Source organism: Roseovarius sp. EC-HK134 (assembly GCF_902498815.1).
Lineage (GTDB): Bacteria > Pseudomonadota > Alphaproteobacteria > Rhodobacterales > Rhodobacteraceae > Roseovarius > Roseovarius mucosus_A.
Genome location: NZ_LR701544.1, coordinates 1,968,926 through 1,981,828, shown reverse-complemented (window position 1 = coordinate 1,981,828; position 12,903 = coordinate 1,968,926). Strand labels below are relative to the sequence as shown.

Annotated in this window: 14 protein-coding genes; 8 read left to right on the top strand and 6 right to left on the bottom strand. The window is 63.1% G+C overall.

From position 1 onward, the window contains the following. Positions 1-73: 73 nt before the first annotated feature. The 5 genes from GC127_RS13530 to GC127_RS13510 all read left to right on the top strand — a co-directional run bounded on the left by GC127_RS13530 (position 74) and on the right by GC127_RS13510 (position 4,582). The gene (locus GC127_RS13530) at positions 74-1,672 is read left to right on the top strand and encodes a phosphoenolpyruvate carboxykinase (RefSeq protein ID WP_151978594.1); all 1,599 of its coding nucleotides are present in this window, start codon (positions 74-76) and stop codon (positions 1,670-1,672) included. Positions 1,673-1,823: 151 nt separating this feature from the next. Next, positions 1,824-2,285 (top strand): RidA family protein, encoded by a 462-nt coding sequence (locus GC127_RS13525; RefSeq protein WP_008279938.1) that lies wholly within the window; start codon positions 1,824-1,826, stop codon positions 2,283-2,285. Next, positions 2,282-3,049 (top strand): glycerophosphodiester phosphodiesterase family protein, encoded by a 768-nt coding sequence (locus GC127_RS13520; RefSeq protein WP_151978592.1) that lies wholly within the window; start codon positions 2,282-2,284, stop codon positions 3,047-3,049. Before GC127_RS13525 ends, GC127_RS13520 begins: the two co-directional genes overlap by 4 nt. A gap of 55 nt (positions 3,050-3,104) precedes the next feature. Next, a complete protein-coding gene (locus GC127_RS13515; protein WP_151978590.1) occupies positions 3,105-4,289 on the top strand; it encodes a GNAT family N-acetyltransferase in 1,185 nt (394 codons plus the stop codon). Then, positions 4,286-4,582 (top strand): 4a-hydroxytetrahydrobiopterin dehydratase, encoded by a 297-nt coding sequence (locus tag GC127_RS13510; protein WP_008279934.1) that lies wholly within the window; start codon positions 4,286-4,288, stop codon positions 4,580-4,582. Before GC127_RS13515 ends, GC127_RS13510 begins: the two co-directional genes overlap by 4 nt. Before the next feature lie 67 nt (positions 4,583-4,649). Here GC127_RS13510 and GC127_RS13505 read toward each other — a convergent pair whose 3' ends face one another. From GC127_RS13505 to GC127_RS13485, 5 genes are read right to left on the bottom strand one after another with little or no spacing between them, the layout of a single operon-like run. Then, entirely contained in the window at positions 4,650-5,030 is a 381-nt protein-coding gene (locus GC127_RS13505; protein ID WP_008279933.1) for a hypothetical protein, read from the bottom strand. A gap of 13 nt (positions 5,031-5,043) precedes the next feature. Continuing rightward, positions 5,044-5,346: a flagellar biosynthesis anti-sigma factor FlgM gene (gene flgM, locus GC127_RS13500; protein ID WP_008279932.1), complete on the bottom strand. Its 303-nt coding sequence runs from the start codon at positions 5,344-5,346 to the stop codon at positions 5,044-5,046. A 60-nt stretch (positions 5,347-5,406) separates the two neighbouring features. After that, positions 5,407-6,105, bottom strand: a complete 699-nt coding sequence (gene flgA / locus GC127_RS13495; protein WP_151978588.1) for a flagellar basal body P-ring formation chaperone FlgA — start codon at positions 6,103-6,105, stop codon at positions 5,407-5,409. Further along, the gene (locus GC127_RS13490) at positions 6,102-7,190 is read right to left on the bottom strand and encodes a flagellar assembly protein T N-terminal domain-containing protein (protein WP_008279930.1); all 1,089 of its coding nucleotides are present in this window, start codon (positions 7,188-7,190) and stop codon (positions 6,102-6,104) included. The genes flgA and GC127_RS13490 overlap by 4 nt, the downstream gene beginning before the upstream one ends. 3 nt (positions 7,191-7,193) lie before the next feature. Then, positions 7,194-7,712 carry an LPP20 family lipoprotein gene (locus tag GC127_RS13485; RefSeq protein ID WP_008279929.1) on the bottom strand — a complete coding sequence of 173 codons (519 nt, stop codon included), beginning with the start codon at positions 7,710-7,712 and terminating at the stop codon, positions 7,194-7,196. Between the two features lie 161 nt (positions 7,713-7,873). Here GC127_RS13485 and flhA point away from each other — a divergent pair, with 161 nt between their 5' ends. Genes flhA through GC127_RS13470 form a run of 3 tightly spaced genes read left to right on the top strand, consistent with a single transcriptional unit; the run spans position 7,874 to position 11,867 of the window. Further along, positions 7,874-10,024: a flagellar biosynthesis protein FlhA gene (gene flhA, locus GC127_RS13480; RefSeq protein WP_151978586.1), complete on the top strand. Its 2,151-nt coding sequence runs from the start codon at positions 7,874-7,876 to the stop codon at positions 10,022-10,024. A gap of 11 nt (positions 10,025-10,035) precedes the next feature. Beyond that, positions 10,036-11,142, top strand: a complete 1,107-nt coding sequence (locus GC127_RS13475) for a hypothetical protein (protein ID WP_151978584.1) — start codon at positions 10,036-10,038, stop codon at positions 11,140-11,142. Next, positions 11,139-11,867, top strand: coding sequence for a sigma-70 family RNA polymerase sigma factor (locus GC127_RS13470; RefSeq protein WP_081507941.1), 729 nt, complete (start codon positions 11,139-11,141; stop codon positions 11,865-11,867). Before GC127_RS13475 ends, GC127_RS13470 begins: the two co-directional genes overlap by 4 nt. Positions 11,868-11,889: 22 nt before the next feature. On the opposite strand, the gene GC127_RS13465 is transcribed toward GC127_RS13470, so the two are convergent. Then, positions 11,890-12,894, bottom strand: coding sequence for a Hint domain-containing protein (locus GC127_RS13465; protein WP_199861252.1), 1,005 nt, complete (start codon positions 12,892-12,894; stop codon positions 11,890-11,892). Positions 12,895-12,903 lie beyond the last annotated feature (9 nt).

Sequence of the window (12,903 nt, the reverse complement as noted above, 5' to 3'; positions counted from 1 at the left end):
CGACGCCGCCCAAGCGGCGCCCTGAACGATCCCGTAGCAAAGCTGCGGATCTGGCGAACAGGAGCTTGACAATATGACATTCGGACGGGTGAACCCGCATTTCCAGCTTGAGGATCAAGGTATCACGGGGCTGGGAACGGTCCATTACAACCTCATCGAACCGGCCCTGATCGAAGCCGCGCTAAAGGCCGGTGAGGGCACCCTGGGCCAAGGCGGCACACTGCTTGTGACCACCGGCAAATTCACCGGCCGGTCGCCCAAGGACAAGCATATCGTCAAAACCGACAGTGTTGCCGACACGATCTGGTGGGAAAACAACGCCGCCATGTCGCCCGAAGGGTTCGATGTGCTCTATGCCGATATGCTGACCTATCTTAAGGGGCGCGATGTTTTTGTTCAGGATCTGATCGGCGGTGCCGACCCCGCGCATTCCATCAACATGCGGATGATTTCGGAACTTGCGTGGCACAGCCTCTTCAACCGGACCATGCTACGGCGTCCAAAGCGCGACGCGCTGGACAGCTTCATCGCTGATTTCACGGTCATCAATTGCCCGGGGTTCAAGGCAGATCCCGAACGCCACGATTGCCGCTCGGAAACGGTGATCGCAATGAATTTCGACCGCAAGCTGATCCTTGTGGGCAATACCGAATACGCGGGCGAAAACAAGAAATCGGTGTTCTCGCTGCTGAACTACCTCTTGCCGGAAAAAGGCATCATGCCGATGCATTGCTCTGCCAATCACGCTGAGGGCAATCCCGTCGATACCGCCATCTTCTTTGGCCTCTCGGGCACTGGCAAAACCACGCTATCGGCTGATCCCAACCGCACGCTCTTGGGTGATGACGAACATGGCTGGTCGGATCGTGGCACCTTCAATTTCGAGGGGGGCTGCTATGCCAAGACCATCAATCTGAGCGCCGAGGCAGAGCCGGAAATCTATGCCACCTGCGGCATGTTCGGCACGATCATCGAAAATATGGTGTTCGATCCCGAAACGCTCGAGTTGGATTTCGAGGATGACAGCCTGACGCCCAACATGCGCTGCGCCTATCCGCTGCATTACATCTCGAACGCGTCAGAGACCGCGCTTGGTGGGCACCCCAAGAATGTCATCATGCTGACCTGCGATGCCTTTGGCGTATTGCCGCCAATTTCGCGGCTGACCCCGGCACAGGCGATGTATCACTTTCTCTCGGGTTTCACCTCCAAGATGGCAGGGACGGAACGTGGCGTGACAGAACCGCAGCCAGTGTTTTCGACCTGTTTCGGTGCCCCCTTCATGCCGCGCCGCCCCGAAGTCTATGGCAACCTCTTGCGTGAAAAGATCGCCAAGCATGGCGCGACCTGCTGGCTGGTCAACACCGGCTGGACAGGCGGCGCATTCGGCACCGGATCGCGCATGCCGATCAAGGCGACGCGGGCGCTTTTGACCGCTGCTCTCGATGGCTCGCTCAACGATGTGGAGTTCCGCAAGGACCCGAATTTCGGCTTTGACGTGCCGGTGGCGGTTCCCGGCGTGGCCGAGGTGCTGCTTGATCCGCGCCGAACCTGGACCGATCCCACCGCCTATGATGCGCAGGCGGCCAAGCTGGTGCAGATGTTTGCCGATAATTTCGCGCAATATGTCCCCTTTATCGACGAGGATGTGCGCGCGGCGTCGCTGGGCTAAGCCCCCCATTCGGGAACGCCTGGACCCTCGCCTTGACGGGCGGGGGTTTTTCTTTGGGCGCAAATCGCGCGCGTCCTGTCGGATTTCCGATTTCCTTCGCCGCGCTCTGCCGTTAGCGTCCTGCCAATGTAGTCAGAAGGGAGACAAAGACATGAGCCAGTTCGAGAAAAAGCTTGCAGAGATGGGCGTAACCCTACCCGAGGCCCCTGCCCCCGCCGCCAATTACGTGCCCTATGTGCAGGCCGGTGACATGCTTTTTGTCTCGGGCCAGATTGCCAAGGAGGGCGACACGCTCTTGACCGGCAAACTGGGCGATGATCTTGACGTGGCGGATGGGGCCAAGGCCGCGCGCGCCTGTGCGATTGCCCTTTTGGCGCAGGTCAAAGCAGCCTGCGGCGGTGATCTTGACCGGCTGGTGCGGGTGGTGAAATTGACGGGTTTCGTCAACTCAACCGCCGATTTCACCCAGCAACCCGCCGTCATCAACGGCGCGTCCGACTTTATCGGAGAGGCCTTGGGCGATGCAGGCAAACACGCGCGTGCCGCTGTTTCGGCCCCCTCATTGCCTTTTGGCGTGGCGGTGGAAATCGACGGGGTATTCCAAATCAAATGAGAGCGCTGCCCGACGGTTTCCGCCGTATCCCGCTGGCCCATCGCGGCCTGCATGACGTGACCGATGGTCGCCCCGAGAATTCACGCGCAGGTATCGCAGCGGCAATTGCGGCAGGCTATGGGATCGAGATCGACCTGCAACTGAGCCGTGACAATCAGGCGATAGTGTTTCACGACTACGACCTTGGCCGGCTTACGGCGGAAAAAGGCCCGGTGCGCCAACGCGATGCGGCGGACCTCGCGCAAATCCCGCTTTTGGGCGGGGATGAGGGGATACCCGACCTGCCACAGATCCTTGACCTTGTGGCAGGCCGCGTCCCGCTCTTGATCGAGCTGAAGGATCAGCAGGGGCAAATGGGCGCAAGCTGTGGCACGCTCGAGGCCGCCACCGCAGCGGCGCTTGCGGGCTATGTGGGGCCGGTTGCAGTCATGTCTTTCAACCCGGATATGGTGGTGCAGATGGCCCAACTTGCCCCCGATACGCCGCGCGGTATCGTCACCTGCGCCTACACGCCCGAAGATTGGCCGCTGTTGCGCGCAGAGACCCGCGCGCGCCTGCGCGACATCCCGGATTACGAAGCAAGTGGCGCTTGCTTTGTCAGCCATGACATCGACGATCTGACCGCCCCGCGCCTAGACACCCTGCGCGCCAAGGGGGCCGCGATCCTCTGCTGGACCGTGCGCAGCCCAGAGGCCGAGGCGGAGGCGCGCAAACATGCCGACAATATCACCTTTGAGCGCTATTTGCCCGATTACCCGGCTTGATCCGCGCGCCGCGTGACCCAATTAATCCGCCGGGGCAAAGGAACCGTCAGGGCAGATGACGCAAGATCAGATCACCGTCACCCTGCATGAGCGCCTGTCCGACATCGGGCAGGTGGCTTGGGATGCCTGCGCCTGTCCCGAAACCGCCGAAGGCAGGCCAGACGATCCTTTCACCACCTACCGCTTTCTCAAGGCCTTGGAAGACAGTCGCTCGGTCGGCACGGGCAGCGGTTGGCAACCGCATTACCTGAGCGCCGAACAACATGGTCAGATCATCGCCGTGGCCCCGCTTTACCTAAAATCCCACTCTCAAGGCGAATACATCTTTGATCACAACTGGGCGCATGCCTATGAACGTGCGGGCGGGCGCTATTACCCGAAATTCCAGATCGCCGTGCCCTTTACCCCCGCGACAGGCCGCCGCCTGTTAACCCGTCCGGGGTATGAGGACACGGGGCGCGCAGCATTGATTGAGGGCGCGCGCGATGTGGCGCTGCGCAATGGGCTGTCATCGCTGCATATCACATTTTGCACGCAAGCAGAGTCAGAGGCGGGCGCAGCCCTTGGCCTATTGCCCCGGCGCAGCCAGCAATATCACTGGATAAATCGCGGCTATGCCGATTTTGACGCCTTTTTGGCCGATCTATCCTCGCGCAAGCGCAAAGCGATCCGCAAGGAACGCGCCCGCGCTGCAGAGTTCGGCGGCGAGATTGTGACCCTGACCGGCGATCAGATCCTGCCCGAACACTGGGACGCGGTCTGGGCCTTTTATCAGGACACTGGCGCGCGCAAATGGGGCACGCCCTATCTCACCCGCGCCTTTTTCACCCGTGCGCATGAAACGCTGCGCGATGATATATTGCTGATCCTCGCCTTGCGAAACGGGCAACCTATCGCGGGTGCTTTGAACCTGATCGGCGCATCGGCGCTTTATGGCCGGTATTGGGGCGCGATCGAGGATCATCCCTGCCTGCATTTCGAACTCTGTTATTACCGGGCTATCGAATTTGCGATTGCTCAGGCTCTGCAAAGAGTAGAGGCTGGCGCGCAGGGCGAACATAAATTGGCGCGCGGCTATCTGCCGGTGGCCACACATTCGCTGCATTGGCTGCGCGATCCCGGCTTTGCCGAGGCGGTGGCGCAGTATCTCAAGGCCGAGCGTGCCGCAGTTGACCAGGATATAGATATCCTCACCAGCTATGGGCCGTTCCGCAAGACCGCACAGGAGGATCACGAATGACCGAGAAGCTCAGCGACACCGCCCGCAAGACAACGCTGGCACCGCTTTTGGAGAATGGCTGGGCCATGGTCGAGGGGCGTGATGCCATCTCCAAGACCTATAAATTCAGCGACTTTCCCGAAGCTATGGGGTTCATGACCCGTGCCGCGATCTGGGCCGAGAAATGGAACCACCATCCCGAATGGTTCAATGTCTATTCCCGTGTCGAGGTCACCCTGACCACACATGATGTGGACGGATTGAGCAGCCTTGACGTGAAACTCGCGCGCAAGTTCGACGGGCTAGTGGGCTGACGCGCAAAAAAAACGCCCCGGGCTATGGCCGGGGCGTGGTTATCGCAGGTTCGTACTTTGTTTGCGCTTAGTGCTTGCGCAGCTTGCGGATTGCTTCCAGCTCCGAGGCGCTAATGCCGGTGTTGCGGGCGATGCTGTCGGGCTTTTGGCCAAATCGGGCCATGTCGATGGCCTGTTCGATCATGCGGTCACTCACCAGCCAGTCGAAATCGCGGCGCATCTCGTCCATGCGGTCGGCGATGCTCATCAGCGATGCCTCGTCGCTCAGGCCCAGTCTGTGACCCAGACGCCGTGCGATATGGTCAATCTCCGGATCGCTCAACCGCAGGACCTGTCCGCTCAGATGCGCCAACATTCGCGCGATCCGAACCGAGACCGCCACAAGCAGCGGCAGGGTGATCATGCAAAGCACCGCGAGCGCGTAGAGGGTAATTTCAAAGTAGGTCATGCTCTGCCTTGTCTCAGCGCGTCATCGCGCTGTAGTCCTGAAAAATGCTGTCGGCGATGCGCTTGGCATCAACCGGATAGTTGCCGTTGGCGACCGCCTCTTTGATCCGCGAGACACGCTCGGCATCAAAGGGCGGGCCTTGCTCGACCATTTTCTCGATCACCCCGACCGAGGCCGAAGAGCTGAGTTTCACGGAATCCACCGCACTGACGGGCTTGTGTGCCTTGGCACCGCTGGCACCGCCCGGTGAGGCCTCGGTCGAAACCGGCATGAGCCGCGGTCGCGCGGCGTGGGAAGAATTGACTGAATCGACCATCTGATCTCTCCGGTGAGGCGCCATTGGGGCGCTGTTCTTGGAGTGAAAAACGGCAGGTCTTCACCGAATGTTAGGACGCACCGTCACTTTGTTGCGTCCCGTCACGGTGACATGCACCACCTCGCCACTGCCAGCATTGGTCACGCGGATATCCTGCCCCATCTGGCCGGGCTCCAGCGCGACGCCTGCTGCCTCGATCCGAATACCGCCGAGATCGGTGGCAATCGTCACCGGACCACCCACATCGACCTGCCAGTCATGTTCCAGATGCCGCGCCAAAAGCGGCTGACCGGCACCCAAGTTGCTTTTGAGGCGGCGACCGATGGCCGTCTCTGGCGACATCACCAGATCGCCCCGCGCGCGCGCGCCAATCGGGGCTTCACGCAGATGCGTGGCCTCAAGAACGGTGCCGCGCGGCAGGCTTTCGGTCAGCACCAGAGCGGGGCGTTGCGGTGCATCGTCGGCCACCCCCGGCAGGCGTGGCGCGGCGGCCCCGCCTTCGATGCGGATCACCCGGCTCCAGCCACCCGGGCTGGCGCAGGTCACTTGCACCGCCTGCCAGCCGCCCTGATGTGGCGCGACGTTGAGGGGGTCCATACAAGGGGGATAGGGCCGATTGGCCGAGACCACCGGCGCGCCCCCCTGCCCTGCATCACGCAGCGCTTGCGCAATCACCGCCTGCACCGCCTGTCCGTCCAGAGCCGCTGCATCAAGAGGCAAGAGGCAGGCCAAAACCACAGCAATTCCGCCCCGGATCACAGCCCCGCCTCGACAAAATAGACCCGCAAGCCATTGAAACTTGCCGGGGAGCGTGTGGGATCGAGCGGGCGTAACGTGGTATGGCGATTGTCGAGGCTGACCACTTCCAACAGGCCGAAACCGTCATTGGGATCATCGACAAAGGCAAGGCTTGCCCGCGTCAGCCCATGCCGACGCCCCAAGGGCACGCTCAGCCCATCCGCACCCAACGCCAGACGCGCCTCGGCGGGTTGGCAGGCCAGGCCGTCCAAAATGGCGCGCACCTCTTGCAAGAGGCCAGCAGTTAGATCGGTTTCCGCGCGGCTGCGGCTCTGGCCCGCGACATAGCCCGCAAAGCCGCCACGCGGCACCATGGCCTCGCGCTGAAAGCGGCGGGTGACGTTGGTGCCGTCTTGCCCCATCAGCGCAAGGTCAAGCGTGAGGCGCAAGAGCTTGCCTTGCCGGTCCACGGTGATGCTCTGGCTCATGCGGTGATCGCCCGGCGCGGGCAGGGATTGCCCCCGTGTCAGCGCGGTGTAATCCAGCGCCGCCGCAACCGGCGCGGCAGAGACGGGCGCGATCCGTTCCAGATCGGTATCAGGATGGGCGCGCAGTACCTCCATCAGGTCGCGTGCCAGCCCCTGCGCTAGGGGTTCCGCCCAGGCCGAGGCCTCGGGGGTTACCCGGATTTGCGGCGGCGTGGCGCTGACCGTCATCCGCCGGCGCGACGCACAGGCACCCACCGGCATCGGCCCAACTTCCGCCGCGACCCGCACCAACCATTCCCCGTTCTGCAACTGGGCAGACAGGACACGGTGGGTCAGAATACGCCCCGTGGGGCGCAAAATGGTCAGATCGGCGGTGATACGCCCCTTGTCCATCGCGGTATGACCGCGCAAGGACGCGCCACCCGACAGCGCCGCCGTCACCAGCGCCTCGCCAATCGCGCGACGGCGTGCCGCGTCCTGATCGGCGGCAGAGGCGACATAGGCCCGCCCCTCAGCCTCAACCCAGAGCGTTGCCTCTTTCGCCCCAGCCGCGGCACAAAAGAGGCTGCTCAGCAGAACCAGAAACCAGAATTGCGGCCGAAACACATGCCCCCACATGGCCTAGCCCCGCTGCCGCACGGCGCGCAGGATGTAGCGGACCGTATCGGGATCAAGTGCCAGCACCACCTCAAAGGAATCGTCGCCTTTGGGCGTGATCCGCAGGGTGCGCGCCCCCCGGATTTCACCTGCCACCACCGCGCGCACCGTGTCGCTGCGCAGAACCTGATCGTGCAGCGTGCTTTCGGAATTGATGCGGATGCCGTGGATTTGCTCGGTCAGATCGCGGATCGCCTCAAGCCGCGCAGCGCGGATCGCCATCAGGCGCCGCTCGTTGATCGAGGCCCCCGGCTGGGTCGAGACCTGCGACAGGCCAAGCCCGGTGAATTGCACCACCTCAGGTGCCTGCGCCGCCGCAGGCACAGGCAGGCCCGACAGATCATCCCGCAACTGGGCCACGGCCTCGGTTCGGGGGCTGGCATCGGCAGGCAGGGCATCGACCGCACGACCGGATGACATGCAGGCACCAAGCGGCATCAAGGCCAGCGGCAAGAGCAGGGGACGAAGCAATCTGGAGAACATGGGAACCTCTTTTGACGGGGCCAGACAGGCGCGGTTTTCAGCGCCAGACCTGCAAGGTGCGTGCCAGCCCCAAGCCCATTTCCCCCCCCGCCGTGAGACCCGAAAATTGGCACGCGATTTGCACCGATTACCCCGATGTGATGCAACACAAGGGATACCCGATGGCCGCGCTGAGCCGTGCCTCTTACCGCCCGCAACTCGGGGCTGGCCTGCTGCCTGTGGGCATCCTCGCCGTTGTGGCGATGATGGTGCTGCCGCTGCCCTTGGCGCTGCTCGACATTTTCTTTGTATTTAACATCCTTCTGTCGCTTTTGGTGCTGATGGTCGCGCTCTATAGCTACCGTCCGCTTGATTTCTCGTCTTTTCCGTCGGTCCTGCTGATTGCCACCGTGTTCCGCCTTGCGCTCAACGTGGCCTCGACGCGGATCGTTCTGACCTCGGGGCACGAGGGCAGTGGGGCGGCGGGCAAGGTGATCGAAGCCTTTGGCAATTTCGTGATTGCCGGCAATTTCGCTGTGGGTCTGGTGGTTTTTGTGATCCTCGTGATCATCAACCTGATGGTTATCACCAAGGGTGCCGGTCGCGTGTCCGAGGTGTCGGCCCGCTTCACCCTCGATGCCATGCCCGGCAAGCAGATGGCGATTGACGCCGATCTCAACGCTGGAATTCTAACCCCGGAACAAGCGCGCGCACGCCGCGCCGAAGTGGGCGAAGAGGCGGATTTCTACGGTGCCATGGATGGTGCCTCGAAATTCGTCAAGGGTGACGCCATTGCCGGTATCCTGATCCTCGCCGCCAATATTCTGGGCGGTATTGTGATTGGCACCGCACAACACGGGCTCTCGCTGGGCCAAGCGGCGGAAACCTACGTGCTCTTGTCCATCGGCGATGGTCTTGTGGCGCAAATCCCGTCGCTCCTGCTCTCGATCGCCACGGCGGTGATCGTGACACGTGTGGCCTCGACCAAAGACATGACGGGCCATATCGGCAGCCAGATCGGCATGCACCGGGCGTGGCTGCCCGTGGCGGCGGTCATGGCCATCATGGGCCTCATTCCGGGCATGCCGAACCTGCTCTTTCTCATCGCAGCGCTTGCCGCGGGCGGCGTGGCCTGGGCCACCCGCAAACAGCTCGCCCCCGGCGAGACCGCACCTGCGGCTGCCCCCGGCCAAGCGCCGCGTCGCGCAGCACTTCCCGCCCCGGGCGGCGCAAGCGCCGGACAGCCGGGCACGCGCCCAGATACAAGCGGGGCCATCACCGCCGAAGAGGTGACGGATTATGCCCCCATCACCATCCAGATCGGTTTCGGTCTCATTCCGCTGATCGAAGAGGGTGCCGGCGGCGCGCTCGTGTCGCGCATTACCGGCATCCGGCGCGAAGTGTCGACGGCCATGGGCTTTGTCATTCCCGGCGTGCGCATCCGCGACGATATGGGCCTGCCTGCCAACAGCTACCGCATCCGTATCCGTCAGGCCATCGTGGCCGAGGATATGGCCTATCCAGACCGCAAGCTGGCGCTGCCCGGCGGCGGCACCACCCGGAAGCTGCGCGGGATCGAGGTCAAGGACCCGTCCTTTGGCATGGATGCCGTCTGGATTCAGCCGCATCAACAGACCGAGGCCGAGGCGGATGATTACGTCGTGGTTGAACCCGCCTCTGTGGTCGCCACCCATCTCAGCCAGATGCTTTATGCCCATGCCGCCGATCTCTTGGGCGCGGATGACGTGCAGGGGCTCTTGGATAATCTGGAACGCTCGGCCCCGACGCTGGTCGAATCCGTGGTGCCGAAACTGGTGCCACTGCATGTGCTGACCGCCGTTCTGCGCGCGCTCTTGCGAGAGCGGATGCCGATTGCCGACCTGCCACGTATCCTCGAAGACCTGGCAGGCATGTCCGCCCGCCTCAGCGAACCGCAGGATATGGCCGAGGCGCTGCGCCCTGCGCTTGCCCCGCAACTCTTGCAACAGATTGCACCACTCAAAGATAGCCTGCACCTGATCACGCTGGCCCCCGAACTCGAAGATTTGTTGACCCGGTCCAAGCATGAGAGCGCCGGGCTGATCGTCGAGCAGGGGTTAACGCGCCAGATCCTTGGCCAGTTGAACGAGGCGCAGGAAGCGCTGGCCGGTCAGGGCCGACAGGCGGTCGTGGTGGTTTCCGCCGCGCTGCGCCGCGCCTTTGCCGCCTTTCTGCGCACCCATGGTGTCGATGCCATCGTGATGGCCGTCTCCGAACTGCCCGACAATCGCCGCGTCGAGATTGCCGCCTCTATCGGCGGTGCCAGAACCGCCCCGCCAAAACCGTCCAACTGAGGATGTGACCAATGAGCACGATGACCTTTCGCGCCCCCGACAGCGTGACCGCGCTGGAACAGGTGCAACGCCGCCTCGGGCCGGACGCCCTGATCCTGTCCAATGACCTGATCGACGGGCAAGTGGTAATCGTGGCCAGCGATGACGATCCCGAGGCCCTGATCAAACCCGCGCCACGTCTGCGGGCTGTGCCTACGTCGCCGCGCGTCGACGTGGTGATTGATGAGCCGATTGACCCGATCACGCCGCCGTCGTCTGGGCTGATGACCGCTGCGGTCACAGCAGCTGCACCACGCTTGCCCAGCTTTCTGAATGCCCATGCGCCCAAACCCTTTGACCGGATGCTGGGCGAGGCCAAGGCCACTGCGCCTGCCACCGCGCCTGCCACTGTCACGGCCCCCGAGACACCCGAAGCGCAAACCCCCGACCACAAAACGCCAGAGCCCCTGGCCCCGGCCCTGCCTGATCCGCTCATCCTGCGCGATCGCCTGCTCTCGGCCCCCCGGATTGTCCTTGTCGGGCCGGTCGGCGCGGGCAAATCGCAGGTCGCCTTGCAACTGGCCCTGATGCGCCTGACCCGCACACCGGGTCTGACCGTAGAATTCTGCTTTTGTGGCACAGGATCGCATGGGGATGGCGCCGTCTTGGCACAGAAATCGCATCTGTTGGGTATGACAACCCTGTTTCACACCCCCGACACCCTCGCCGCGCCGCAAGCGGGCACTGTCCAGATCGTCGTGATCTCAGGGCGGGGCAGCGATGGCACATCTTTGGCCGAAGTCGCACTGGAGTTGCCAGAGGCCCGCGCCGCGCTGGTCGTGCCCGGCGGCCTGCGCCCCGAGCGCATCGCCGCCCTCCGGCAGCGTTGGGCAGAGCGGATAGACTCTGCGATCCTGTCGGGGTCCGAGGACATGCCTGACGCAACCACGGATGTGGCGGCCTTGCGGGCTGTGGGTCTGGTGCCGCTCTGGTGCGCCTCCAACGACCGGCTGGTCGAGGGCTTGCGCGTGATCGAAGGCGACAGCGCAACCGAACCCGCGACCAACGATGATCCTGCGCCTTTGGCTCAGCCCATGCTCTTTCGCCACCACGGCCCCGATGCGGAGTCCCGGTCATGATCGCCCCCCAAGCCTATGCGGAACAACAACCCAATCCGACCCGTCTGGTCGAACAGCACATGCCGCTTGTGCAGCGCCTTGCGTGGCATTTCCACGGTCGCGTGGGTCGTTTCATCGAGATCGACGACCTGCTGCAGGCGGGTTATCTGGGGCTGATCGACGCCTCGCAACGCTATTCGGTCTGTGATGGGGTCAGCTTTGCCGCCTATGCGGCCATCCGTATTCGTGGCTCGATCATCGACCATCTGCGCCGCAATTCCAACCTGTGCCGCAACTCCATCACCATGCGCCAAAAGATCGAGGCCACCCGCCGCAAGCTGTCGCAAAAACTTGGGCGCGAACCCGAGGTGCCGGAACTGGCGCAGTCACTCGAACTTTCGACCGAGGAATTCCAGGACTGGGAAAACCGCTTTCAGACCAATCAGCTTCAGTCGCTCGACGAGGTTTATACCGATCACTCGCTGCTTTTTAGCGATCATGGGTCTACCCCCGAGGATGAGGTTGAACATATCCAGCTCAAGGCCCTGCTGCAAAGCGCGCTGCAGGATCTGCCCGAACGCTCGGCCTTGGTGCTGCAACTCTATTATGTCGAAGAGCTTAACGTCTATGAAATCGCGGCGATCCTTGATGTCACAACCGGGCGCGTGTCGCAGATCAAGAAAGCGGCCATCGGCCAGTTGCGCGACCTGATGCAGGCGCGGCTGCACAACACCGCAGCAGAGTGATCCGCCAGAGCGCGCGGGTGGATCAACCGGCCAAAAGGATTTCGTTCTCGGGAAGGGCCTCGGGCCAGAGCGCCAGCGCGTCGCGGGTTTGCCAGACGCCCAAGGTTTCAGCCAGCGGTGCATAGGCCCGCCCAGCATGACCCGCCACCGCAAGCGCCGCATGCGCCTCGGCCCGCAGCTCTGGTGCCAGTCGCGCAATCATCGCAGGACAGGGAAAAAGGCTCTCGACCGGGGTGCCATTGGCAAGGATCAGTGCGTGGTGATCAAGCAGCAGATGGTGATAGGCCAGCCGCCCGGCCAGATGCGCCACCCGCACCCCCGGCAAGCCAACAAACCCCAACGCGGGACCAAGGCACAGCGCGCCATCGGCACCCGATTCTGGCACAGGCAGATGATGGAACGGCGACAGTTTGAGCGGGCGCATGGGATGCCCGGCCCCCAGCGCCCCAACCTCGAACCTGACCGGTGCCACCGAATTTGACGTCAGCGGATCAAGATCGACTTCGGTCACTCCCGCCCAGATCACCACCCGCTCTGCGCCCGATGTATCCAGCACCCGATCGCCTGCGACCAGCGTCTGCACATTGCGCTCGCCCGTGGGGGTCAAGATTCCGGTGCCTGCAACCAATCCCAATGGCATGCCCGCATCAAGACGATAGGCGGCAGCGGTCAGATCGACAATAAGCGCCACCATTCCCGGCGCATGTGGCACAGCTTGGGGATAGAGAAAGAGGGTCTCACCCGTGTCTTCCTGCCGCAAAAGAACCAGATCGCGGGCCTCGCCCTTGGCCTCGATCACGTCAAGCAAGGGGATTCCCGGCTGCGCGCGACCTGAGCCAAGCACAGTGCACGCGGCCCCTCTAAGGGTTACCTGCGCCCCTGGGATCAGCAGCACCCCGTCAACGGACAGCGCAGCCTCGCGCAACTCGGCGAACTCTTCCACGCCGACCGCCGCATGCGACAAGGTCGGGCACGCCCCAAGAGGCGCACCGCCAAAGACCTGATAGACCACGTGCCATTCAGCCATGCCGCTTGC